At 37.6% G+C, this 25,154-nt stretch carries 27 protein-coding genes and 1 other annotated feature; of the genes, 16 read left to right on the forward strand and 11 right to left on the reverse strand.

The window, feature by feature from the left end; genetic code table 11:
- Nucleotides 1-39 precede the first annotated feature (39 nt).
- Nucleotides 40-549 (forward strand): MogA/MoaB family molybdenum cofactor biosynthesis protein, encoded by a 510-nt coding sequence (locus ILT06_RS00685; RefSeq protein ID WP_064474504.1) that lies wholly within the window; start codon nt 40-42, stop codon nt 547-549.
- Nucleotides 546-1,148: a molybdenum cofactor guanylyltransferase gene (locus ILT06_RS00690; protein WP_064474505.1), complete on the forward strand. Its 603-nt coding sequence runs from the start codon at nt 546-548 to the stop codon at nt 1,146-1,148. The genes ILT06_RS00685 and ILT06_RS00690 overlap by 4 nt, the downstream gene beginning before the upstream one ends.
- 282 nt (nt 1,149-1,430) lie before the next feature.
- On the opposite strand, the gene ILT06_RS00695 is transcribed toward ILT06_RS00690, so the two are convergent.
- From ILT06_RS00695 to ILT06_RS00705, 3 genes are all read right to left on the reverse strand, one after another.
- The gene (locus ILT06_RS00695; RefSeq protein WP_064474506.1) at nt 1,431-2,573 is read right to left on the reverse strand and encodes a glycosyltransferase family 4 protein; all 1,143 of its coding nucleotides are present in this window, start codon (nt 2,571-2,573) and stop codon (nt 1,431-1,433) included.
- 12 nt (nt 2,574-2,585) lie between these two features.
- Nucleotides 2,586-3,119 (reverse strand): phosphatase PAP2 family protein, encoded by a 534-nt coding sequence (locus ILT06_RS00700; protein WP_064474507.1) that lies wholly within the window; start codon nt 3,117-3,119, stop codon nt 2,586-2,588.
- A gap of 143 nt (nt 3,120-3,262) precedes the next feature.
- Nucleotides 3,263-3,775 (reverse strand): gamma carbonic anhydrase, encoded by a 513-nt coding sequence (locus ILT06_RS00705; RefSeq protein ID WP_000640203.1) that lies wholly within the window; start codon nt 3,773-3,775, stop codon nt 3,263-3,265.
- Nucleotides 3,776-3,849: 74 nt separating this feature from the next.
- Between ILT06_RS00705 and ILT06_RS00710 the strand changes: the two genes are divergently transcribed.
- Genes ILT06_RS00710 through ILT06_RS00720 form a run of 3 tightly spaced genes read left to right on the forward strand, consistent with a single transcriptional unit; the run spans nt 3,850 to nt 6,030 of the window.
- Nucleotides 3,850-4,653 carry an alpha/beta hydrolase gene (locus ILT06_RS00710; RefSeq protein ID WP_064474508.1) on the forward strand — a complete coding sequence of 268 codons (804 nt, stop codon included), beginning with the start codon at nt 3,850-3,852 and terminating at the stop codon, nt 4,651-4,653.
- Between the two features lie 37 nt (nt 4,654-4,690).
- Nucleotides 4,691-5,755 carry a tetraprenyl-beta-curcumene synthase family protein gene (locus ILT06_RS00715; RefSeq protein WP_001102481.1) on the forward strand — a complete coding sequence of 355 codons (1,065 nt, stop codon included), beginning with the start codon at nt 4,691-4,693 and terminating at the stop codon, nt 5,753-5,755.
- A 41-nt stretch (nt 5,756-5,796) separates the two neighbouring features.
- Nucleotides 5,797-6,030: a hypothetical protein gene (locus ILT06_RS00720; RefSeq protein ID WP_222654937.1), complete on the forward strand. Its 234-nt coding sequence runs from the start codon at nt 5,797-5,799 to the stop codon at nt 6,028-6,030.
- Nucleotides 6,031-6,067: 37 nt separating this feature from the next.
- Here ILT06_RS00720 and ILT06_RS00725 read toward each other — a convergent pair whose 3' ends face one another.
- The 6 genes from ILT06_RS00725 to mnmL form a co-directional block, all read right to left on the reverse strand.
- Nucleotides 6,068-7,369, reverse strand: coding sequence for a PepSY-associated TM helix domain-containing protein (locus tag ILT06_RS00725; RefSeq protein ID WP_064474509.1), 1,302 nt, complete (start codon nt 7,367-7,369; stop codon nt 6,068-6,070).
- Nucleotides 7,370-7,524: 155 nt separating this feature from the next.
- Nucleotides 7,525-8,199 (reverse strand): aspartate/glutamate racemase family protein, encoded by a 675-nt coding sequence (locus ILT06_RS00730; protein ID WP_064474510.1) that lies wholly within the window; start codon nt 8,197-8,199, stop codon nt 7,525-7,527.
- 24 nt (nt 8,200-8,223) lie between these two features.
- The gene (locus ILT06_RS00735) at nt 8,224-8,904 is read right to left on the reverse strand and encodes a hypothetical protein (protein WP_064474511.1); all 681 of its coding nucleotides are present in this window, start codon (nt 8,902-8,904) and stop codon (nt 8,224-8,226) included.
- An 18-nt stretch (nt 8,905-8,922) separates the two neighbouring features.
- Nucleotides 8,923-9,756 (reverse strand): ABC transporter ATP-binding protein, encoded by an 834-nt coding sequence (locus tag ILT06_RS00740; protein ID WP_098101749.1) that lies wholly within the window; start codon nt 9,754-9,756, stop codon nt 8,923-8,925.
- Nucleotides 9,757-9,892: 136 nt separating this feature from the next.
- The gene (mnmM, locus tag ILT06_RS00745; protein WP_088064619.1) at nt 9,893-10,465 is read right to left on the reverse strand and encodes a tRNA 5-(aminomethyl)-2-thiouridylate-methyltransferase MnmM; all 573 of its coding nucleotides are present in this window, start codon (nt 10,463-10,465) and stop codon (nt 9,893-9,895) included.
- On the reverse strand, nt 10,462-11,421 hold the full coding sequence (mnmL, locus tag ILT06_RS00750; RefSeq protein WP_048540809.1) for a tRNA modification radical SAM protein MnmL/YtqA: 960 nt from the start codon (nt 11,419-11,421) through the stop codon (nt 10,462-10,464). The genes mnmM and mnmL overlap by 4 nt, the downstream gene beginning before the upstream one ends.
- Nucleotides 11,422-11,532: 111 nt before the next feature.
- Between mnmL and ILT06_RS00755 the strand changes: the two genes are divergently transcribed.
- The 10 genes from ILT06_RS00755 to leuS all read left to right on the forward strand — a co-directional run bounded on the left by ILT06_RS00755 (nt 11,533) and on the right by leuS (nt 23,022).
- Complete coding sequence (locus ILT06_RS00755; protein ID WP_000840869.1) at nt 11,533-11,796, forward strand: YtzC family protein; 264 nt, start codon at nt 11,533-11,535, stop codon at nt 11,794-11,796.
- A 15-nt stretch (nt 11,797-11,811) separates the two neighbouring features.
- The gene (locus tag ILT06_RS00760; RefSeq protein ID WP_001129345.1) at nt 11,812-11,961 is read left to right on the forward strand and encodes a hypothetical protein; all 150 of its coding nucleotides are present in this window, start codon (nt 11,812-11,814) and stop codon (nt 11,959-11,961) included.
- A gap of 168 nt (nt 11,962-12,129) precedes the next feature.
- Nucleotides 12,130-13,152: a DUF418 domain-containing protein gene (locus ILT06_RS00765; protein ID WP_222654764.1), complete on the forward strand. Its 1,023-nt coding sequence runs from the start codon at nt 12,130-12,132 to the stop codon at nt 13,150-13,152.
- A gap of 231 nt (nt 13,153-13,383) precedes the next feature.
- The gene (locus ILT06_RS00770; protein WP_048540804.1) at nt 13,384-14,145 is read left to right on the forward strand and encodes an ABC transporter ATP-binding protein; all 762 of its coding nucleotides are present in this window, start codon (nt 13,384-13,386) and stop codon (nt 14,143-14,145) included.
- 16 nt (nt 14,146-14,161) lie between these two features.
- Nucleotides 14,162-16,021, forward strand: a complete 1,860-nt coding sequence (locus ILT06_RS00775) for an FtsX-like permease family protein (RefSeq protein ID WP_222654765.1) — start codon at nt 14,162-14,164, stop codon at nt 16,019-16,021.
- Between the two features lie 343 nt (nt 16,022-16,364).
- Nucleotides 16,365-16,931, forward strand: coding sequence for a tyrosine-type recombinase/integrase (locus ILT06_RS00780; protein ID WP_064474516.1), 567 nt, complete (start codon nt 16,365-16,367; stop codon nt 16,929-16,931).
- A gap of 34 nt (nt 16,932-16,965) precedes the next feature.
- Nucleotides 16,966-17,463 (forward strand): cation:proton antiporter regulatory subunit, encoded by a 498-nt coding sequence (locus ILT06_RS00785; protein ID WP_048540799.1) that lies wholly within the window; start codon nt 16,966-16,968, stop codon nt 17,461-17,463.
- Between the two features lie 3 nt (nt 17,464-17,466).
- Entirely contained in the window at nt 17,467-18,690 is a 1,224-nt protein-coding gene (locus tag ILT06_RS00790; RefSeq protein WP_048540797.1) for a cation:proton antiporter, read from the forward strand.
- A gap of 256 nt (nt 18,691-18,946) precedes the next feature.
- On the forward strand, nt 18,947-20,140 hold the full coding sequence (locus ILT06_RS00795; RefSeq protein WP_064474517.1) for an MDR family MFS transporter: 1,194 nt from the start codon (nt 18,947-18,949) through the stop codon (nt 20,138-20,140).
- Between the two features lie 188 nt (nt 20,141-20,328).
- Nucleotides 20,329-20,548, forward strand: a binding site (T-box leader).
- A gap of 65 nt (nt 20,549-20,613) precedes the next feature.
- Nucleotides 20,614-23,022: a leucine--tRNA ligase gene (gene leuS / locus ILT06_RS00800; protein ID WP_064474518.1), complete on the forward strand. Its 2,409-nt coding sequence runs from the start codon at nt 20,614-20,616 to the stop codon at nt 23,020-23,022.
- 26 nt (nt 23,023-23,048) lie between these two features.
- Here leuS and ILT06_RS00805 read toward each other — a convergent pair whose 3' ends face one another.
- Complete coding sequence (locus ILT06_RS00805; RefSeq protein ID WP_064474519.1) at nt 23,049-23,477, reverse strand: GNAT family N-acetyltransferase; 429 nt, start codon at nt 23,475-23,477, stop codon at nt 23,049-23,051.
- A 140-nt stretch (nt 23,478-23,617) separates the two neighbouring features.
- Here ILT06_RS00805 and ILT06_RS00810 point away from each other — a divergent pair, with 140 nt between their 5' ends.
- Entirely contained in the window at nt 23,618-24,673 is a 1,056-nt protein-coding gene (locus tag ILT06_RS00810) for a hypothetical protein (RefSeq protein ID WP_222654766.1), read from the forward strand.
- A 44-nt stretch (nt 24,674-24,717) separates the two neighbouring features.
- Here the strand turns inward: ILT06_RS00810 and ILT06_RS00815 are convergent, their stop codons facing one another.
- Nucleotides 24,718-25,140, reverse strand: coding sequence for a pyrophosphohydrolase domain-containing protein (locus tag ILT06_RS00815; protein ID WP_048562049.1), 423 nt, complete (start codon nt 25,138-25,140; stop codon nt 24,718-24,720).
- Nucleotides 25,141-25,154: the final 14 nt, after the last annotated feature.

Consider the following 25,154-nt stretch of genomic DNA (forward strand, 5'->3'; position numbering starts at 1 on the left):
ATACATAATTTCACAAGAAAATGAAAGGGAAGATGAAAAATGAGTGTCAATGAACATAAAAAACAAGCACCAAAAGAAGTGCGTTGTAAGATCGTGACGATTTCCGATACACGTACGGAAGAGACAGATAAGAGCGGACAACTATTACATGAATTGTTAAAAGAAGCAGGTCATACAGTGACCTCTTATGAAATTGTAAAAGATGATAAAGAAAGTATTCAGCAAGCGGTGTTAGCTGGTTATCATCGGGAAGATGTTGATGTCGTATTAACAAATGGCGGTACTGGTATTACGAAACGTGATGTGACGATTGAAGCAGTGTCAGCGTTATTAGATAAAGAAATTGTCGGGTTTGGTGAGTTGTTCCGCATGATTAGCTATTTAGAAGATATCGGAAGCAGCGCGATGTTAAGTAGAGCAATCGGCGGTACAATTGGGCGCAAAGTTGTCTTTTCAATGCCAGGGTCTAGCGGAGCAGTTCGCCTTGCGATGAATAAATTAATTTTACCGGAATTAGGTCATATTACATTTGAGTTGCAACGCCAATGAGTAAGTATGCTGGAATTGTATTGGCAGGCGGTATGTCGAGTCGATTCGGTGAGCCGAAAGCGTTAGCGAGCTGGCAAGGTAGTACTTTTATTGAGCATATTTTGAAAGTGATGACAACTGCGTTACAAGAAGTTGTGGTCATTAGTAACTCCGATATAAAAGAGCGAGTAGAGCAACGCGTACAAGTTCCTGTTATAGAAGATATTCCTCATTATAAAGGAAATGGACCACTTGCTGGAATTGTATCAGGAATGGAATATATAGAAGCAGATTGGTACGCTATTATGCCTTGCGATGCGCCGAATGTTTCGCATGAATGGTTTACCATTTTGCTAGAGCAAACGAGTAATGAATATGATGCGGTTGTACCTATTATTAATGGAAGAAAACAACCGTTACTTGCAGCGTACCATAACCGTGTGAAAGAAAAAATGTATACTTTACTTCAGGAAGAAAAAAGAAGTATGGGCCAGCTTTTATCGCAATGTAATGTGAAATATATTGCTGGTGAAGATATACAAGCGAATGCGGATTGGTTTATAAATGTAAATACGAAAGAAGAATATGTGCAGGCTCAAAAAAACCTTTCAAATGAATGAAAGGTTTTTTGATATACAGAAATTGGGGAACAATTACTGTATAAAGGTATGTGAGTAAGTTGATTTTAAGGGGAATTTCTTAAAATCATTATACAGTAAAAAATACTGTATAACCATATATTTATTTTTATGGGTTTTTATTACAAGTCTGTTTAGTTATGTATCTTTTTGTTATAATGAATATAAGAATAATGTGATACTTCACCTTATGTATCATTTATTAAACTAAAATTTCCAGTTATGTAATAAACCCTCTTCATGTTATGAAGAGGGTTTTTCTGTTTAAGCGAGTAATTCTGATGCAGTGCTCTGAAGGACTTCTTCATATTGGTCAAGTAAGCCACGAAAGATTTCATCCCAGCTTTTTGATTTCGCATAAGATGAAGCTGCTATGCCCATTTGCGTAAGTTGCTCTTCATTTTGCAATAAAGAATAAATGGATGATAGAAATGCATCCGCATGTTTGGAGGGGCAAAGAACTCCCGTTTTTCCATCTGTAATAATATTTTTAACCCCGCCACTATTTGCACCAATGACAGGTGTTCCGCATGCAAGTGATTCGAGTACGACATTTCCGAACGTTTCAGTAGCGGATGGAAATACCATGATGTTAGAACAAGCATATGCTTCAGCTAAATCCTTACCTTGTAAATATCCAGTAAAAGTGACATTTGTTTTCGGAACAGCTTCACGCAAATTTGTTGCTAGAGGACCGTCTCCTGCGATGAGCCAATGAATGTCGTTTCGAGTATGTGCTGTTTGTACGATAAGGTGTTGCAACGTATCAATATCTTTTTCAGGGGCAATCCGTCCAACATAGGAAAGGACATACTTTGCTGTAATATTATATTTTTTTCGGAATAGCTCTGTATTGTAAGATGGATGAAAGAGTGTGCAATCTACACCCCGTCCCCATATGGAGAGGGCTTGAAAGCCTTTATTTTTTAGTTGGTGTAACGTTTCAAAAGAAGGAACGAAATTTTTTTGCATGTGACTATGAAACCATTTTAAATAGTTCCAAAGCATATTAGAGAGAAATTCAATTTTATAATAGCGTAAATAAGCATCGAAATCAGTATGATAAGAACCGACAACTGGGATGTTTAACTTTTTTGCATAATACAATCCACAAAGTCCCATGTTGAAAGGTGTGGCAATGTGAATAATGTCAGGTTTAAAGGAAAGAAGTTCTCGTTTAATGCGCGGAGTAGGAAAAGAAAATCGGCATTCTGGATATAATATTGTTAACGGGATACTTCTCATCTTGTTCACATTAGCTACGAAATTATCTTCAGCTGTATGCTGAGGGGCGAAAACAGAATAGGCGATCTTTTCTTTCTGAAAGTAACGTGTTAATCGTTCTAGTGTTTTCGCAACCCCGTTGACTTGTGGCGTAAAAGTATCGGTAAAAATGGCGACTCTCATCATATCACTCCTTTATGTGAAAAGTGGGATGAATTGATAAAAAGAGATGATGCCAGAGCAAGTGCCGAGGCACATACCGACGAATACATCAGACGGATAGTGAAGCCCTAAATAAATACGAGAAATACCAACGCATAATGCTAACGGTAATAGAAAAGCAAATAAGCTTGGATTATAGCAAATAAATGGAATAAGGACAGAGAAAACGGCTGTTGTATGACCAGACGGGAAAGAGTGGTCTTTTAATGGATGGACTGGATATTTCGCCTCCTGAATTGTTAAATAAGGGCGTTTTCGCGGATACCATCTTTTTAATATTTGCACAGGAATATGGCTAATTGCCAAAGAAATAGCAGTTGCGATTGCAGCTTGATGCAAAGTCCCTTTTGCAAAAATTAAAAAGAAAAGTGTGAGTGCGATTGAGAAAGTAGCACCACCGATATGAGTAATATTGCTGAAAAAGATATTTAATGTTTTTTGATCAAAGTATCGGTTAATTCCTTTGAAAATGTAACATTCTATTTTATACAGTCCACTGACCTTCATGAAAATTCTCCTCCCTCGTTTACATATATATGGAGATATTAGCTTTTATTTTAATAAGATTTTATTGAGGAAGTAATAATGTTTTGTAAAGAAAAAGTTAGTTTTTATATAAAAAGCTGCCACTTTAATGGCAGCTGGAAAAGTTACTTCTGTAATGATTTATAGTACTGACCTTTTTCAACATATTGTGTGCGAATTCGCTCCATGTCTTTACGGTCTTCCTCTGTTAACTCACGAACGACTTTCGCTGGGCGACCAAAAGCTAACGTGTTTGGCGGGATTTTCTTTCCTTGAGAAACGAGGCTTCCTGCACCGATAAAGGCTCCTTCACCAATTTCAGCACCATCTAATATAATAGATCCCATTCCAATTAAAGCATCTTTTTTAATATGACAGCTATGTAAAATAACTTGATGCCCAACTGTAACATCGTTTTCTAAAATAAGAGGGTACTGGGGGCTTTGATGAAGTGTACATTGGTCTTGTACATTTACTCGGTCTCCAATGATTGTTGGTGACACATCGCCGCGTATGACTGTATTAAACCAAATACTTGATTCCTCACCAATGGAAACATCGCCTGTAATCGTAACATAGTCAGCGATAAAAGCACTACTCGCAATTTTCGGATTTTTTTCTTTGTAAGGGTATATCATGTAAAGCCTTCCTTTCCTAGAGACTAGTTTTAGTGTATCAAATTATGAGAAAGAGTGAAATGGAGGAGAGTCGTATGTGGAATTATGAAGCAGAGGAAGCAAAGGCTGTAATCGTTATCGTGCACGGCGCAATGGAATATCACGGACGTTACGAAGCCGTTGCGGAAATGTGGAATCATATCGGCTACCACGTCGTAATGGGGGACCTTCCGTCACATGGAACGACTTCAAGAAATAGAGGACATATTGATTCATTTGATGAATACATAGAGGAAGTTAAATTATGGGTGAAAGAGGCACGAAAGTATAGGTTACCTATTTTTATATTTGGTCATAGTATGGGTGGTCTTATTGTCATTCGTATGATGCAAGAAACGAAGAGAGAAGATGTAGACGGTATTATTTTAAGTTCGCCTTGCTTAGGGGTAGTGACTGGACCTTCTGCTCCGTTTCGAGTTGCTTCAAAAATATTAAATGTTATCGCTCCAAAATTGCAATTTGCAACGAATCTTACAGTGGAAATGTCAACTCGTAATCATGAAGTTCGGGACGCGATGGAGAATGATTCATTGTTCTTGCGCAAAGTATCAGTACGTTGGTATAGTGAATTGATTAAGTCTATCGAAATTGCTCATAAAAAAATAGATGATTTTCCAGATGTTCCGCTCTTGCTAATGCAGGCGTGTGAGGATAAACTTGTAGATAAAACACGTGTCCGCATGTGGTTTGATAATGTTAAAATAAGTGATAAGGCTTTTAAAGAATGGCCGAATTGTTATCACGAGTTATTAAATGAGTATGAGCGTGATGAAATTTTGAATTATATTCAGTCATTTACTGAAATACGCATCAATAACATAATAGAAACAAATAAGTAAATTATTTGTACATTGAATAGAGGAGATGAAGGAAGAAGTGAACGTACCGAGTAATCCCATAACGCTCATGGCGAAAGTATACCGTGATGTGTTTCCGGTAGTACACCATGAGCTAGCGGTGTGGAAAGAGCGTGCCTACCATATTCCGAATGATGAGCTTCATAGTCAGGCAATCGCAAGTATTGAGAATAAAACGTTTCATTGCGAAGGCGGTGGTATTTTAGCACTGTTAGCAAATGAGCACCGAGAGGAATGCATTCGTTTTATCGTAGCGTATCAAACAATCAGCGATTATTTAGATAATTTATGTGACCGCAGTACATCACTTGACCCAAATGATTTTGCCGCACTGCATGAATCTATGTTAATGGCATTATCACCTGAAGTAGAAGGTGGCGGTAATTATTATCGCTATCGTGATGATCAAGACGATGGTGGTTATTTAGATGAACTTGTTGAAACATGCCAAGATGTTTTAAAGAAAACGAAGCACTATGACAAAATTGCTCCTGTTCTTCATGAACTTGCTTGTTATTATTGTGATTTGCAAATTCATAAACACGTGAAGTTAGAAGAAAGAGAACCACGCTTAAAAACATGGTTTGAAGCACATAAAGAAAACTTACCAGAGATGAGTTGGTTTGAATTTTCAGCATGTGCCGGTTCTACACTTGGAATCTTCTGTCTTGTCGCATATGCATTTCATGATGAATTACATGATGAAGATATTGCGAAAATTAGACAAGGGTATTTCCCTTACGTACAAGGACTTCACATTTTACTTGATTATTTCATCGATCAAGAAGAAGACCGTATAGGCGGGGATTTGAATTTCTGTAGTTATTATGAAAACGAGCAAGCGATATTGGATCGTATGAAACACTTTGTAGAAGAAGCAGAGAAGAGCATTGGTGATTTACCTCATGCGAAGTTTCATCGTCTCATAAGCCGAGGGTTACTTGGTATTTATTTATCAGATCAAAAAGTATCAGCACAAAAGAATATGCACAAAATGGCACGGCGCATTGTAAAATACGGAGGGCTTACTTCACGATTCTTCTATTGGAACGGGAAGATGTACCGAAAGAAAATGGCGCAGTGATGAATAAAACCACTCTTGTAGAGTGGTTTTATTGTTATAATATGGTAAAAGTGATGGCGGAAATGAAGAGATTGTTTCAAAAGCTATATGACCATATTGAGGTTACATTACTCGTGCTACTTTCCATTTCATTTGTAACAGGAACGTATATGATGATGAATAAAGCCGGTGGTCCTACAACGATGGATTATGTAGCCCAAGTTATTATTGCATTGATTATTATAGTAGATATTGTCTTTTTAATAAGTGGTAGAAAAAAAGCAAACAGTAAATAAAAAAGCATTTGTACACGAGAGTACAAATGCTTTTTCATTATGGTCGTATTTTTGAAAATACATATATAAGAAGTTCAATCGCGAAAATAACTAACACAGATAGTCCGAATAAAGGCATGACAGCGCCTAGTATAACCATCATGATAAAGAAAACGATTATGCTTTTCTTATCTCTTTGTTTTGGCGGTGCTGCTAATTTTCCTTTCGGCCTTCTTGCTAACCACATTTTTATTCCGTAATAAATGAGAAGCAATAAAGATAATGTCGTTAGTAAGCATAATATTTTATTTGGCCATCCGAATAAATGTCCTTCGTGAAGCGGGATACCGTAAGTGAACCATTGTGCAAATAATCCATAATCACGATAGTCCGTTTTGGAAATAAGTTCTCCGCTATATTGATCAAAATAAGCTGTTATTTCTTCATTTGGTGCGACATGCATACCCGTAATACCAGAACCGCTCGATTTCGAAACGGTGAATACACCTTTCGGATCAGCCGGTAATGAGATAACGTATGGCTTCTTTATTTCAATTCCTTTTTGTAACTCATCAATTGGAATGGCTTTTGGCTCATTTGAATTCGATTCAGGAGGAGCTTCTTTTCTTGTTGCCCACGGCAATTCCTTTACCTTTGATTCAGGCGGTGCCATATACAACTTTGGATATCCAATCGATTCATTCGACGATGCGATTTTATAAATTTGGTTACCCATAAATCCTGACCAAGGCAATCCAGATGCGACTAGCAGAACGAGTGGAATTGTAAATATAATACCGATAATAGAATGACGTCGTTTTGCTTTTTCTCGCTTATTGGATGCTGGTGTGTTTTTGAACTGGCGTATACTCATATACAAACCAGTAAAAATTAAAAAGATTGTCCAGCATGCCGCAAGCTCTACGATGTAGTTAACGACAGTGCCACCAACTAAAAGAGAACTATGTAATTCCCTCATTATATTCGCAAACGTTTCACTTGCGTTTTGATCTCCAACAATTTGATTGTTGCTATCTAAATACACATATTTTTGTTGCCCAGTATATTCATTTGCAATAGTAAGCCTCGTATTATAATCCCTGTTAAACTCACTAATTTTCGCCACACTATAATGTGGATATTTTTTCTCTGTTAAGAAAAGCGAATCAGCCATCGAAATAGACTCTGTTTGGGCGCTCTTCCCAAAATACAAATCTTTATAGATGAAATCTTCAACCTCTTCTCGAAATAAATACCCAATTCCGCTCAGTGACAAAGTAATAAGAAGCGGCGTAATAAAAAGCCCAGCATAAAAATGCCAACGCCAAAAAATGTAATGAAGCGAACGATTTACTTTCATACTTTCAGTTCCCCTAACCTTCCCTATATGAATAACTACTTATTTAATATAGCGAGATTAAGTGTGGATACTTTGAAAGAATTGTGAAGAAATTTAAAAGTTTTGGGGATTTCTAGCAAACAAAAAACACATTTTAAAAGGGCTGTTTTCTATGTTTATGAAGATCTCTTAGTATTTGATAGATACATCCTAACAACCGCCTCAGCAAGACATTGAGCAGAATCCACAAAATCCTCACTCGCCACAACATTCAAATCAGTACATGCGATGATAGCAGTATCTATTTCATCTTTTAATTGTAAAACGAGCGCGCTCCATAATTTGCGGGCTTCTTCAACTTCTCCGCTTTTAATACAAGTAATAATTTGATTAATCATTGTCTGCCATTTTTCATGATGAATGTACTCTATATTACGCTTTGTGATCCCATCTTGGTAAATACCAGCTTGAATTGTCGCTTCTGTTGCGAGAAGAGCGACTCTTTTTGTATTTTCAGGAATTGCTTGTAACGTCTCATCGACGATATTTAAAATCGGAATGGACAGAGAATGCTGTAATTCTTCAAAATAAAGATGCGCCGTATTGCACGGCATAGCGATAAATTCTACGCCAGTACTTTCAAGTTTTTGTGCCCCTTCAATAATCGCTTTTTTCATCGCTTCGTGATCAATAAGGCGATCCATGTAAAATGGTGTTGGGCACGAATAAATCATCATATGAGGAAAGTCCATATCATGCTTTGCTCCATATATTGTTTGGCACGTTGCTACAACTGTATCAACGAATGGCCCAGTTGATTTTGGCCCCATTCCTGCTAGTATTCCGATCATTGGTTTGTCTCCTTTAATATGTAATTAAAAACGTTTTTTGCGAACGACAAAAAGAAATAAAGTAAGTAATAAAAATGAATATACGATAGCCCAAGCTGTGAGCCATAGCGTGTGAGTAAGTATATTAAATTTGTATTGTCCAAGCATTAGAAAGCTTTCGACAGGTGGTAAAAACCATAGTAACTCTTTTTTAAACCGGATGGAGGCGATCGTTATAAGTAATATAAATGTCAGGCTAAGCCAAGCTGTGCTTGCTTTTGGAATAATATTTCTAGTAAATAAAGTTGCAATTGAAATTCCTAGTATAGAAAAAGACATGTGAGCGAGAAATCCGACTAAAAATAAAGAAACTGTCATTTCTTCATTAAACATTTGCAAAATAATTGGGTAGATTACGGATATAAAAGATAACATAGTACAAATGAGAAAGGCCGTAATATATTTACCAACATATAGTGCAGAAATATTATTTGTGTGAGAAATAGTAATTTGTTCTTGTACAGGATCTTCAGTATGAAAAATTGTGACCGTAATCCAGGCAGATAATAAATAAAGCGCGAGAGCTGTTTCTAAGTATGTCGGTACAATAGGAGTCGGTTTATATGTATATACAAAAAGTAAGCTCATAAAGTACATCGCAATAGGAGGGACGTATTTATACGACTTTGTATAGTCGAGAAAATGGTAACGAATAAGCGCAAACATAATGAACCTTCTTTCGATTTAAAAGTTAGGTTGTAGCAGTGTGATAGATGCTTTTTTATGTAATAAAAACTGAAGCATTTCGTTTGTATATTCTTTTTCGATTTGTAGTTGAATAAGGTTTCGATTTGAATTGTGTACAACGTGTATAAATCCTAATTGTTTCCGTAGTTCTATCGCTGAAAATGTTTCATGAACGATTGCTTCAATATAGACTTGTTCTGCCCTTTTTTGCACAGCGGTATCTTCTGCGATTGTATGATTTGCTAACGTCACAATTCTATCGGCGAAGTTTTCTAGTAGTTGCTTTTCGTGACATGTGAAGAGTATAGATATGCCTTGTTGTTTTAATGAGAGTAAAATATGTTCTAATTCTTGCTGAGAGTTAGGATCAAGCCCAGAAAGCGGTTCGTCTAAAATTAATAAATGGACGTCTGTAAGTAATGCTTGCATAATACCAGTTTTTTGTTTCATACCTTTTGAAAAGTTTCGTACAACGGAATGTCTTGCATGATGTAAATGAAAAGATTCAAGAAGCATCGGAATTTTATCTTTTAAATATTTTGTTGATAAACCGTGAATGTGGCCGAGATGATATAAATAATCCTCTAATGTAAAACGAATCCCTTCAGGAAAATGTTCAGGTACATAGCCAATTTGTATATGTTCTTTTCTTTGAAGTGTCCCTGCCGTAGGTGAAATAAATCCTGCAATTATTTTGAGTAAAGTACTTTTTCCAGTCCCGTTCCCGCCAATAATAGCGAGTGCCTCTCCTTCTGGAACGGATAAATCAATGTTGTCTAGTATAAGTGAGTTGCCGTACTTCTTTTGAATTCCCCTTAGTTCTACTAGCAAAGTTCTATCCTTCTTTCTTCAAATAGTGTATACATCCATTATATAGGAGAATAAGAAAAAGACGTGCAATGAGTGCACGTCTTTTTTTGTTATGTTTTGTCGAATCGTCGATATATCGAAAAAATCGTTGATATAATTATCGCTTCTCAATCGCCACAATAAATGGCGGGTTATTTTGCTGGTTAATGAAGCCGTATCGCAAAACGTGAGCTTGTTTTTGGTCAAGTTCTTCTGCAAATTTGAGAACAGCGTCGCGTTCTACTTGTCCTTCTGGGTGTCCGTGGTAAATGACAAGGACGATGATTCCTTCAGGTGCCATTACTTCTAGTAATTGTTCAATTGCCGAGAGTGTTGAGTTCGGTTTTGTAACGATATGCTTGTCACCACCAGGAAGGTAGCCTAAGTTGAAGATAGCGCCTGTTACTTTTCCTTTTGCGTCTTCTGGTAGTACAGATAAAAGTGTGTCGTGACTGTCGTGAACTAAAACAGTACGTTCAAAAAGCTCTTTTTCTTTTAGGCGGATAGTAGAGCTTTCAATTGCTTCTTTTTGAATATCAAATCCAAATACTTTTCCGTTATCTCCAACGATTTCAGCTAGGAAGCAAGTGTCATGTCCATTTCCTAAAGTTGCATCTACAGCGTAATCGCCTTCTTTAACAGCCGTTTGCAAGAGTGTGCGAGCAAACGGTAATACACGTTCTAATTTCATTTTTGTTTCTCCTCATTTGCATATTTTCCTTGCCAGCTTCCGCGGCGTACAAATTCTGCATCGATGGAATTTAATACTTCCCATTTATTTAAGCTCCACATTGGGCCAATCATTAAATCAGGCGGACCGTCACCTGTGATGCGGTGCACAATTACGTCTTCTGGAATCATTTCAAGTTGGTCAACAACGAGACTTACGTAATCTTCAAGAGAAAGGAACTCGAGTTGTCCTTTTTCATATTGCTTCACCATTGGCGTTCCTTTTAATAAATGAAGTAAATGAATTTTAATTCCTTGTACGTCAAGCTTTGCTACTTCACGAGCTGTTTCCATCATCATGTCGTAATCTTCAAGCGGAAGACCATTAATAATATGAGAGCACACTCTAATACCATGCTTACGTAATTTATTTACACCTTCCACGTAAGATGGGTAATCATGAGCGCGATTAATAAGGTTTGCAGTTCGTTCGTGAACAGTTTGTAAACCGAGTTCAACCCAAAGGTATGTGCGTTTATTTAAGTCCGCTAAATATTCAACGACATCGTCTGGTAAGCAATCTGGACGAGTGGCGATAGAAAGACCGACAACGTCTTTTTCTGCTAGAAGCGGTTCGAATTTTTCTTTTAAAATTTCAAGTGGTGCATGTGTATTTGTGTACGCTTGGAAATAAGCGATACATTTTCCGTCTTTCCACTTCGAGCGCATTTTTTCTTTCATTTCATGATATTGCGTTATAACATCATCGCGGCGATCACCAGCGAAGTCACCAGATCCGGCAGCACTGCAAAATGTACAACCGCCGTAAGCAACTGTACCGTCACGGTTCGGGCAATCGAAGCCAGCATCTAATGAAACTTTAAAGATTTTTTCACCAAATTCATTTCGTAAATGGTAATTCCATGTATGATAACGTTTATTGTCGTTTGTATATGGAAAAGGGTTTTGAACCTTCATTACTTTCCCTCCTAAGCCGAGTCAAAATGAAACAAAATCCATTATAACATACTCATAAGGTAGAGATGGAAGGGACACACTAAAGGGGAATTGAAGCAAGGAGGGACAATTATGGCAGAGCGTCAATCACTTGAATCGTATATTACACAAGCAGAACAAGCGGTGGAATACGCGAAAGAACAATTAGACCAAGGCATGAGACAAGAGCATTACAATACGATGGAGTATTCAGATGCGCAGTTACAATTAGAACAAGCATATAACGATTTACAAACGATGCAACAACATGCGAATGATGAGCAACGTGAGCAATTAAATAGAGCACGTATGGCAATTCGCCAACTGCAACATCAAATGATTATTACACCGCACTAATAAGGAGTGAATGTAATGGCGAAACGTTCAGATCAAAATAATCCAGAGCAAAAAACACAAAATGGACATAACGCTGAGTTTTCGAATGAACTTGATCCAGTTGTTCAAGTGAAACAGCGCAACAGTAAAAAAGGACAGCCTCAAAGATCGAAGCAATCAGAGTAAACCAGGTCGCAATATGACCTGGTTTTATTTTGTATCGCAAAAGTCTGATTAAAGCTTCATTTTACTATATGACAATAATGTAAGATTCCTGTAAGGTTTGTCGATAGTTGTAAGATAACATGTCCAGTAGAGTAAGGGAGGATTAAATTTTGGACAAGGAGTTGCATTATGGGGAACAATATTACAAACAAACGAATCAATGAGTTAGATTACATTCGTGGCTTCGCATTACTGGGGATTATTTTAGTGAATATTCTTGCACTACTTAATATTAAAATTCCAGATCCTAATACAGTAGATGCTAGCTATCAAAGGTTTCTATACTTATTTGTAGAAGGTCGTTTTTTCTCGATTTTCTCATTCTTATTTGGAGTAGGATTCTACATCTTCATTACAAGAGCAATTGCGAAAGGGAAGAATGGATACGTTCTATTTCTACGCCGCGTAGTTGCACTATTTATTTTTGGTTTAATTCATCAAATGTTTCAGCCTGGAGAAGCACTAGCGTTATACGCAATTTGTGGATTAGTCGTTTTACCGTTTTATAAAGCGAAAAAAGAAGTGAATGTAGTAATCGGTCTTATTCTTACGATAGCTTTTAGTATTATGGCAACTAAGGAATTATTACCATTAGGTTTAATTTTATTAGGTCTTGCTGCGGGTCAGTATAAAGTGTTTGAAAATCTTTCAGCAAAAATCAAACAAGTCGCTATTTTTACAGGTGTCATGTTTGTTTTAAGTGTTGTAGCGTTATGGTATCAATATGGGCACGTTCCTGCTGAGCCATTCGTAAATATGATGCTCATGAATGAGGATGGAACAATGGACGCTGCAGGTCAATTCTTAAAAATTGGCGTTACAGTTGGATCAATTATTTCAGCTTTCTATGTAGGAGCATTAATTTTATTACTTCAGTTAAAACCAGTTCAAACATTGTTAGCACCACTGAAATACTACGGTCGTATGGCTTTAACAAATTATATCGGACAAACTGCAATGATTTTAATTGCTGGTAGCGTATTTAACTTTGCAGGAAACTTAACGTACATACAGACGTTATATGTATGTATTGCAATTTACGCTATTCAAATTGTGTTTAGTGTGATTTGGATGAAAATCTTTAAAATGGGTCCACTAGAATGGATTTGGCGTGTTATTACGTATTGGACGGTAACACCTTTAAAGAAATAAAGAGAGAAGTGGGCTGTTCCTTTTGTGGAACAGCTCATTTTTATTGTTATCTTTTGTCGGTAAGTCGATATATTTTGAGAATCGCTGATAAAATTTCATTTACGAACGAACCTTACACGTGCATCTTTTTTATATTACAAAAGTGTAAGGTAATTGTAATGTTAACAAATAGCAGTTCCTTTCCAAAAGGCGCAAAATAGGTAATGGAAAAACAAGCGTAGGAGGATATATATGACGAAACCAGTTGTAGACGTGAAAAACGTTCAAAAAGTGTACGGTAAAAAGGGTGAGAATCAATCACAAGCGTTAAAAGGTGTTTCATTCTCAATTCAAGAGGGTGAGTTTGTTGGGATTATGGGACCATCTGGTTCTGGTAAAACGACATTGTTAAATGTAATTTCAACGCTTGATAAAGCAACGGGCGGCGTTGTTGAAATTGCGGGTACGGATATTACGAAAATGAAGCAAGGTGAGCTTTCTGATTTCCGTTCACAAAAGTTAGGATTCATTTTCCAAGACTTTAACTTATTAGAGAACTTATCTATTTATGAAAACATTGCACTTCCGCTTTCTCTTCAAGGTGTTCCATCACGTAATATTGGACCGAAAGTAGAAAAAGTAGCGGATATGTTAGGGATTACAGAAATTCTTCAAAAGTATCCATCTGAAGTATCTGGTGGACAGAAACAACGTTCAGCAGCAGCGCGCGCGCTTGTGCATGAGCCGGCAATTATTTTAGGGGACGAGCCAACAGGAGCTCTTGATTCTAAAAATGCAGCGAGTTTACTTGATGCGATGACAAACTTAAATGAAGAACAAGGCGTATCTATTATGATGGTTACACATGATCCGTATAGTGCAAGTTATTGTCAGCGAATTTTATTCATTCAAGATGGTGAGCTATATAAAGAAATTCATCGTGGTGGTACGCGTGAAGAGTTCTACAAAGAGATTTTAGATGTACTTGCAGATTTAGGTACACAAAAAGCGTAAGAAAGGAGGTTCCAGTATGTTATTTAAACTTTCCATGTCGGGGCTGAAAAGTAAGCTGAAAGATTATATCGTCTTACTTGTCGGTCTTGTCATGTCGATTTCAATTTTTTACATGTTCCAAACGTTAGCGCTGAATAAAGCGTTTATCGAATCTAACTCAGTTATTCAATCAATTGGATTCGTATTCCAAGCAGGTTCATTTTTACTAGCTATTATAACGTTCTTCTATATTTTATATGCGAACTCTTTCTTATTATCTCTTCGTCAAAAAGAGTTCGGTATGTATATGATGTTAGGTGCAAAAAAGCATAAAGTTACATTACTTATGTTTATTGAAACGATCGTATTAGGCGCTGCGTCTCTTGCGATTGGTATTACAGTTGGTGTAGGACTTGCAGAAGGTATCGGACAGTTATTAATGAAACAGCTTGAATTTGCTGGTGAAGGATATAAAGCATTTTACCTTCCATCTATGACTGTTACTTGCATCTTCTTCTTTGCACTATTTGTATTATCAGCAATTATGAACAGTATTAAATTATCACGTATTTCTGTACTGCAACTTGTACATGCGGATGCACAAACAGAGCGTGTTACGGTAAAAGGAAAAATGACAGGTGTCGTTGCAATCCTTGCTGTTATTTTATTAGGAATTGGCTATGCATCAATGATTTACATGGAAAAACTAAGAGAAATGGGAATCCTTATTGCATTATTTACAACAACAGCTGGTACTTACATGCTATTTGGATCACTTCTTCCAGTTATTATTAAAAAGTTAAAAAGTAATAAAAAGCGTAGTGAAAAAGGAATTAACGCTTTTACTTTTGCACAATTAAACTTCCGTATTAATAGTTTAACGAAAGTACTTGCGACAGTAGCGATGTTAGTAGCGCTTGGAGCTGGTGCGATTTCAGGTGGTATGGCATTTAAAAATAACGTTATAAAAATGGTTGATGGTTTAGTAATATATGATTCAGTTGTTCATAATCCAACAGCTGAAGAAAAGAAAATTTTAGACGGTATTACATTTAAAGAGAAAAGCGAATATCGTTACAAAGTAGATGATAAATACGTTTACTATGTAAAAGAAGATTTAGAGAAAAATCGTCCTTTAATAAAAGATATGGCGAATATGAAGTCAATGAAAGATTTAGTGAATACGAAGAACGTTTCAGAGGAACTACCAGTAGGTGCAGTTTCTAGAGAAATGAATGAAAAAGGTGCGAACGATAAAGAACTTCCAGAAGAATGGAACGAGGCTTTCAGAACAATCCAGCCGTTTTATGTATATGAGAATCATGCAATTAAAATTGTAGATCAAAAAATGTACGATGGGATAAATGGTAAAGAAGGTATAGCATTTATCGGAAAAACAGAAGACTTTTTAACATATAAAAAAGAATGGAAAAAACTTGACGAGTTGCAGCTAGATAAATATAAAAATGTAACAGCTGAAAGAATGAGCAGTAAATATCAAACTTACGATATGTTCTATGGGATTGCGAGTGGAACAGTATTTATGGGGTTCTTCCTTGGAATTGCATTCTTAGCAATGATGGCAAGTTGTTTAATGTTTAAAATTCTTTCTGGTGCATCAAAAGATATTACGCGTTATCAAATGCTTCGTAAAATCGGTGTGCGCCGTGAGTTATTAACGAAATCGATTTATAAAGAGTTATTTTTAGTATTCTTATTCCCGGCAATTGTGGGTATCACTCACGTATTAGTTGGTATGAATATTTTCGGATTTATTTTAGTTGATCCGTACTTCCGTATTTGGGTGCCAATCGTAATTTTCGTAGTTATTTATGCGATTTATTACTTCATTACAGTTCAATTGTATAAAGGTATTGTTCTTCCGAAAGAAGATTAATACGTAAAAAGCCGAGTGAAAGCACTCGGCTTTTTGTATTTTCAGAAAAAATACTTTAATGTTACTGAAATATATAATATAATGTAAATAAGTAACATAATATATGAGTATCAGCAACCGAAAAGTGAAAGGAGGAATCCGATCTATAGGAAGAAGCTGAATTTGTACCCCCTATTTTTTCTACCCACACCGTATTTGTACAATCATAAATTTCCAAATGAAAAATTGTCGTAAGAGTATATTGTGAAAATAATGGATAATACATGGAAATCTCATAGCATGATAAGGTAAAATGGACAGGATAATGAGAAAATTACCGTTCATAAGATGAGGAGATACATGTATGGAAGTTGTAGAGGCATTAAAAGATATAAGCCAAATTGAGGATATGAAAAAGTATTTAAAAGAGCACTCGCAGCGAGATTATCTTTTATTTGTTATTGGGATCAACACTGGATTAAAGATTACTGAGCTACTTAGTATGAAATTTGAAGAGGTATTAAATGAAGATGGAACTGTTAAAGAGTTTTATTCTCTTCCTGTAAAAGATGAAAAATTTAAACAAGATATTTATTTAAATACAAAAGTAAAAGAAGCCCTTTTAGAGTACGCACAATCTATTGATGCTCGAAGAGAAAACTACGTATTTCAATCTAATAAAACGACAAATTCAATCTCACGCCAACAAGCGTATCGTGTTATCCATAGCGCAGCTGAAGCGGTTGGGATTGTTGGAAAGATTGGAACGAACTCAATGAGAAAAACATTTGGATTTCATGCGTACAAAAGAGGAATAGCGATTGCGCTATTGCAAAAGCATTTTCATCACGCGACTCCATCAGAGACGCTCAAGTATTTAGGAATCTCAAAAGATGAGAAGTTTAAAACAGAGATTGATGTAGATTTGTAAAAGCCGTAACTAAAAAATTTAGGAGGCGGAAAATATGAATATTAGAGAGAGTGAACTACCGGGTATTGGTTGTAAGTTTGAAGTAATCACAAAAGGTAATGAAAAAATGGTTATCGTTATTCATGATGATGGCCGAAGAGAAATGTATCATTTTGATGCGGATCACGATGAGAGTATTTCAAGCATTTCTCTTCGTGATTCTGAAGCGAGACAAATTGCGGCTATATTAGGCGGAATGGTATATAGGCCGCAAGCGCTAGACACAATTGAGATGGCTTTTGAAGGATTATCAATTGAATGGTTTAAGGTGGAGAATCATGCACCAGTAGTACAACAAACAATTGGTAGCTTACATGTCAGAAAAACATATAACGTAACGATTATTGCTATTTTGAAAAAGAATATGAAGAAATTCTTTAATCCAGGTCCAGACTCTATTATTGAAGCTGGCGATATGCTCGTATTATCGGGTGAAAGACATGAAGTGAAAAGAATTATTAATGAATTGCTTTCAGCAGGAGGTGATTCCTAATCGATGGATACTTTAATCTTTGAAGTTGGAACTGCGTTAGTATTAGTAGCTTTTGCAGCTATCCTCGCTGCGAAGTTAAAGTTCTCGATTATTCCGTTTCTCATTATACTCGGTATGTTAGTGGGGCCTCATGCCCCAGATTTAGGACTTATCGATTTAAGGTTTATTGAAAGCGGAGAAGTTATTTCCTTCCTAGGCCGTGTTGGCGTCATATTCCTCTTATTCTATTTAGGTTTAGAATTCTCAATAAAAAAATTAATTAAATCAGGAAAGTCGATTGCTTTTGGGGGTAGTGTTCATATATCGCTTAATTTCATATTAGGTTTACTTTATGGATATGTTATGGGCTTCCCTTTATTAGAAACGTTAATTATTGCTGGAATCATTACAATTTCATCGAGTGCAATTGTTGCGAAAGTAATTGTTGATTTAAGAAGATCTGGTAATAAAGAGACTGAATTAATATTAGGAATCATTATGTTTGATGATATCTTTTTAGCTGTATATTTATCAGTCGTTTCAGGGTTAGTACTCGGTGGTGCAACATCATTTGTAGGTGCTCTTACATCGGTGTTAATCGCGGTAGGGTATATGCTACTATTCTTTGTAATCGCTAGAAAAGCTACGCCGTTTCTAAATAAAGTATTAGATATTTCGTCAAATGAAATTTTTATTATCGTAATATTCGCTATTTTATTCTTTGTAGCAGGATTTTCAGAAACGATTCATGTTGCTGAGGCAATTGGAGCATTATTGTTAGGACTCGTCTTTTCTGAAACAGAGCATAGTGATCGGATTGAGCATCTCGTCGTTCCGTTTCGTGACTTCTTTGGAGCCATATTCTTTTTCAGTTTCGGTTTAAGTATAGATCCGTTTTCACTTGGAGGAGCAGTGTGGTTGGCATTAGGAGCAGTTTTCATTACGCTCATCGGTAATTTTACAGCTGGAATGATGGCGGGACGTAAAGCCGGGTTATCGCATAAGGCTTCTACGAATATTGGTTTAACACTCGTATCACGCGGAGAGTTCTCCATTATTGTAGCCAATATCGGCATTGCGGGTGGTTTAATGGCAACGATTAAACCGTTCTCTGCACTGTACGTTTTAATATTAGCATCGTTAGGACCGTTATTAACGAAAGAGTCTTGGAGAATATATTCCTTACTAGATAAAATCTTTAAATGGAGTGCGAAAGAACGTGCGAAGCGAGAAAAAGAAGTTGGATAGTATACAAAAAGGGAGACTGCATGAACGTCATGCAGTCTCCCTTTTTTATATATTGTTGTTGATGTCGTTTTTTTTCGGTAAGTCGATAGATTCCCAAAATCACTGATATATTTTTAAGTGACAATTTATATAATTTCATTTACCGAAAAACCATTATCTGAATTTCATCAACTATTAATCAGTTGCCTTCCTATTTAAAAACGACTACAATTTTACTGTTATAGATGAACGAAAAAATAGAATAGGAGGGGAGACTATGCCAAGGAAAGTATGGCTATTAGTAGCTGGGATGATTATTAATGTCACGGGTGCTTCTTTTTTATGGCCTTTTAATACAATTTATTTGCATGATCACCTAGGGAAATCTTTATCTGTGGCCGGAATGGTATTAATGATCAACTCGCTTACTGGTGTAATCGGAAACTTGCTCGGCGGTGTTTTATTTGATAAATGGGGCGGTTATAAATCAATTTTATTAGGGATTATTATTACACTCGTATCGATTTTAGGTCTTGTGTTCTTCCACGGTTGGCCGTTATATGTTGTGTGGCTAGCATTAATCGGCTTTGGTTCTGGAATGGTCTTCCCATCGATGTATGCGATGGTCGGTACGGTTTGGCCAGAGGGCGGAAGACGAGCATTTAATGCGATGTATGTTGGACAAAACGTTGGTATTGCGATCGGAACAGCGTGCGGTGGTTTAGTTGCATCTTACCGTTTTGATTATATTTTCTTAGCTAATTTTATTTTATACTTTGTTTTCTTCTTAATTGCTTTTATTGGATTCCGTGGTATGGAAGACAAGAAAGAGCCAGGAGTGCAAAAAGAAGTCGAAACGAAAAAAGGCTGGACACTTACACCTGGATTCAAAGCACTTCTTATCGTATGTGTAGCATATGCTTTATGCTGGGTTACATATGTACAGTGGCAAGGGGCAATTGCAACACATATGCAGGAATTAAATATTAGCCTCCGCCATTATAGTTTATTATGGACGATAAACGGAGCGATGATTGTTTGTGCGCAGCCACTAGTTAGTATGCTAATTCGCTGGATGAAGCGTTCTTTAAAACAACAAATTATGATTGGAATCGTCATTTTTGCGGCGTCATTCATTGTATTAAGTCAAGCGCAGCAATTTACGATGTTCCTCGTTGCGATGGTAACATTAACAATTGGTGAGTTATTTGTATGGCCAGCAGTTCCGACCATTGCAAATATACTTGCGCCAAAAGATAAGTTAGGATTTTATCAAGGCGTTGTAAATAGCGCAGCGACTGTAGGGAAAATGTTCGGACCGGTCGTTGGCGGAGCAATTGTTGATTTATACAATATGGAAGTATTGTTTATAGCGATCATGGTAATGCTTGTAGTAGCGATTATTGCAACGAGTATGTATGATAAACGAGTAAAAGTAGAAGAAACAGTTGAAGAAAAAATTGCAGTTTAGTTTGACGGAACATGTAACATGTTTTAGAATATATTTAAATAAAACAACCTTTGGAACAAGGGAGATAGCTCGGCTGTCCTAAGACTAATTCGTTAGTTATGAAGAGTAACGATTAACCGAGAAGCCTTAGCTTCAAGTAAGCTCTTTAGAGATACGAAGTGATGGGTAGTTCACATTAACTTATATTTGTAATAACAGTGAGAAGGAGTAGTAGTAATAGAAGCTGGTTTAGAGAGTTGACGGTCGGTGTAAGTCAATCCACGTTTCGTTATGAACTCGCCTTTGAGTTGCAGTTGTGAAACTAATAGTAGCAATTGCCGTTAATCCACGTTACGGATCTAAGCGAATGTATATTTGTACATTAATTTAGGGTGGTACCGCGGGAATCTATAACCTCTCGTCCCTTTCTAGGGATGAGAGGTTTTTTGTATTTTGGGCGGTGAAAATAAATAGAATTTCAAGGAGGGTATCTCATGAGCTTTAATCATCAAAATATTGAGAAGAAGTGGCAAGGGTACTGGGAAGAGAATAAAACATTCCGTACGCCAGATGAGACAGAAAAACCAAAATTTTATGCACTAGATATGTTCCCATATCCATCAGGTGCAGGCCTACACGTAGGACATCCAGAAGGTTATACAGCGACAGATATTTTATCTCGTATGAAGCGTATGCAAGGATATAACGTTCTTCATCCAATGGGATGGGATGCATTTGGTCTTCCAGCAGAGCAATATGCACTTGATACTGGAAACAGCCCGGCAGAATTTACAGAGCTTAATATTAATACGTTCCGTAATCAAATTAAAGCATTAGGTTTCTCTTACGATTGGGATCGTGAAGTAAATACAACAGATCCAAACTACTACAAGTGGACACAATGGATCTTCCTAAAACTATTTGAAAAAGGCTTAGCTTACGTTGATGAAGTACCTGTAAACTGGTGCCCAGCACTTGGTACAGTACTTGCAAATGAAGAAATCATTGACGGTAAGAGTGAGCGCGGTGGACATCCAGTTGAGCGTCGTCCGATGAGACAGTGGATGTTAAAAATTACAGCTTACGGAGATCGTCTATTAGAGGATCTAGATGAGCTTGATTGGCCAGAAAGCTTAAAAGATATGCAACGTAACTGGATCGGTCGTTCTGAAGGTGCAGAAGTACACTTCAACATCGATGGTACAGACGAGAAATTCACAGTTTTCACAACGCGTCCTGATACACTATTTGGTGCGAGCTACTGTGTACTTGCTCCAGAGCATGCGCTTGTTGCAGACATTACAACAGCAGAGCAAAAAGAAGCTGTAGAAGCTTACATTAACTCTGTTAAAATGAAGAGCGATTTAGAGCGTACAGAACTTGCGAAAGAGAAAACTGGTGTATTCACTGGTGCTTACGCAGTTAACCCAGTAAACGGTGAGAAATTACCAATCTGGATCGCTGATTACGTTCTTGCAACTTACGGAACAGGTGCTGTAATGGCAGTTCCAGCTCACGATGAGCGTGATTATGAATTCGCATCAGTATTCAATCTTCCAATGAAGGAAGTTGTAAAAGGCGGAGACATTACGAAAGAAGCATACACAGGTGATGGTGCACACGTAAACTCAGCATTCCTTGATGGTTTAAATAAAGAAGAAGCAATCGTAAAAATGATTGAATGGCTTGAAGTAACGAGCGCAGGAAATCAAAAAGTAACGTACCGTCTACGTGACTGGTTATTCAGCCGTCAACGTTACTGGGGTGAGCCAATTCCAGTAATCCACTGGGAAGATGGCACAATGACAGCTGTGAAAGAAGAAGAATTACCATTAGTTCTTCCGAAAACAGAAAACATCCGTCCTTCAGGTACAGGTGAATCACCACTTGCTAACATTGAAGAGTGGGTAAACGTTGTTGATCCTGAAACTGGTAAAAAAGGTCGTCGTGAAACGAATACAATGCCACAATGGGCTGGTAGCTGCTGGTATTACCTACGTTACATCGATCCAAACAATAGCGAAGCACTTGTAGATCCTGAAAAAGTAAAACAATGGCTTCCAGTTGATATTTATATCGGCGGAGCAGAGCACGCTGTACTTCACTTACTATATGCTCGTTTCTGGCATAAAGTATTATATGATATCGGTGTAGTTCCAACGAAAGAGCCGTTCCAACAATTATTCAACCAAGGTATGATTCTAGGTGAAAACAACGAGAAAATGAGTAAATCAAAAGGTAACGTTGTAAACCCTGATGATATCGTAGCAAGCCATGGTGCAGATACACTTCGTCTATACGAAATGTTCATGGGACCGTTAGATGCTTCGATTGCTTGGTCTGAAAATGGTCTTGACGGAGCTCGTCGTTTCCTAGACCGCGTATGGCGTCTATTCGTTCAAGATAATGGTGAATTAAGTGAGAAAATTACTGATGCACCAAATAAAGAGCTTGAAAAAGCTTACCACCAAACAGTGAAGAAAGTAACAGAAGACTATGCAGAGCTTCGCTTCAACACAGCGATTTCTCAAATGATGGTATTCATTAACGATGCATATAAAGCTGAAACACTTCCGAAAGAATATGTAGAAGGTTTCGTAAAAATGATTGCACCAGTTGCACCTCACATCGGGGAAGAACTATGGAGCAAACTTGGATACAATGAAACAATCACATATGCAAGCTGGCCAACATTTGATGAGTCTAAACTTGTAGAAGATGAAGTTGAAATCGTTGTTCAAATTATGGGTAAAGTTCGCGCAAAACTAACAATGAGTAAAGACGCATCAAAAGAAGAAATGGAACAACTTGCACTTGAAGCAATTCAAGACCAAATTGAAGGGAAAACAGTTCGTAAAGTAATTGTTGTTCCTGGAAAACTTGTTAACGTTGTTGCAAACTAATGTATTTTTAAAAAAGCTCAGAGCATCTATGCTCTGAGCTTTTTTGTGTAGAAAATAATTTCAGGATCTCCTTCATCTAAATTTTCAACTATTCCACTACGTACAAATCCATTCGTACTAAAAACTTTCTGCATACTATCGTTTGATTCGTTTGTCGAAGAAAAGATTTTTTGAGTAGGAGAATGACTTAACATATATGAGATTAACGAGCTTGCATAGCCGTGCCTTCTTTTCGCTGGCGAAACGATGATTAATGAGAGGAAAGTACAATCAAAGAAATTTGTATCGTATGTTAGAAAACCAGAGATAGAATTGTTCTCTTTTACAATGATGCATCTGCCCTCATTGATAGTATGTTTAATATAATCTCGTCTACTATCATCTCCGATTACATCAATATCTATATGTAAGATTGCATCTAAGTCATTGATAGAAGCCTTTGTTACGTTTTTCAATGGAAATACCTCCTAAAAAAATATTCAGTTAATTAATTTTAGCATGAAAGAAGAAAAAGGAGCGGAATTCCCATACAGACAAACACCTATTTTTCTATAGGAAATATGATAAAAAAGGTAGGCTAAATTGAGTAGAAGAGGTGAAAGGAATGAAAGGGATGGACAATAATGCACCACATGGTTTCTTCGGAGGCGAATCGGACAGTTATACACAAATGATGTTAATGGGAGGAGCTGGCCAACAAGGGTACGGTGGAATTCCGAGCTGGATGGGAGGGGCTGGCCAACAAGGATACGGTGGAATTCCGAGCTGGATGGGTGGAGCAGCAGGAGGATTCCCAACATCGGTAGCTGGCATGCAAACTGGAATGCCTACATCAATGGGGGGATTTTCGACATCAGGGGCTGGAATGCCTACAGTAACAGGAGGATTTCCGACATCAGTAGCTGGCGTACAGACAGGATTTCCAGTAGGAGCACCAACTACATTTCCTTCTTTCGTTGGAGGAGTGCAGACCGGATTTCCGGTACCGGGAGTAGGTGTTGTAGCTGGAGGAATAGGTGGGTATCCGCAAGTTGTTCACGGTCATCATGGACATCACCACCATCAAGGTCAACACGGTCATCATGGACACCATCATCACCAAGGCCAACATGGCCATCATGGACACCATCATCACCAAGGTCAACACGGTCATCATGGACACCATCATCACCAAGGTCAACACGGTCATCATGGACACCATCATCACCAAGGTCAACACGGTCATCATGGACACCATCATCATCAAGGCCAACACGGTCACCATGGTCATCAACAACAAGTACATCACCACGGTCACCACCACATTCATCCGCAAGCTGTTCTTTATCAAACGCACCAAGGCCAGCACGGTCATCAAGGTCAGCACGGTCATCAAGGTCATCAAGGTCACCACGGTCAGCACGGTCACCATGGTCATCAACAACAAGTACATCACCACGGTCAGCACGGTCATCAAGGTCAACACGGTCACCAAGGCCAACACGGTCAACATGGCCAGCAGGGTCAACAACACCCACAATATCAGCAATATCAACAACAGCAACAATCTTCTCCTTGGGCAGGTGGAATTGGAACGGGAGCAGCAGGAGCAGCGGCAGGAGCAGCTAGCATTAGTGGAGCAGCAGGACACGCGGGACACGTGGGTCATTAATGAATCGCAGGAAAAAAGACATAATAAAAAACTGCTAGGAAATCCTAGCAGTTTTTTTCAGCTTCTTTGCGCTGACGTTCGATTTCAGCACGAAGTTGTGGTTCTGGTGCTTGCCAGCCTTCTGGTTTTAGAATTTTGCCGTCACCTTCACGGAATCGAGGTTTTCCATCAGGGAATAGTTTTGCCATGTTTGCGTTATTTACAATTTCGAATCCTTTATCAGGACGTACGCCCATTTCGGCAAACGTTCCGAATGCAAAGTAAATAAGGTCAATTAGTGCATCATATTGATCTTCAACAGTCGTCGCTTCTAGAAATTCTTCTAGCTCTTCTTGCATAAAACTTGCACGGATTTTTGCACGCTCTTCTGTTAGTTTTGTTGGAGTATTTGTCACAGGATGTCCGAACTCTTCATGCATTTTTGCAACAAGTTCGTACCCTTTATCTAAACCTTTTTCGTTTGTCATGTTGTTTCATCCTT

The sequence above is a fragment of the Bacillus sp. 17RED48 genome (assembly GCF_019837545.1).
GTDB classification, from domain to species: domain Bacteria; phylum Bacillota; class Bacilli; order Bacillales; family Bacillaceae_G; genus Bacillus_A; species Bacillus_A wiedmannii.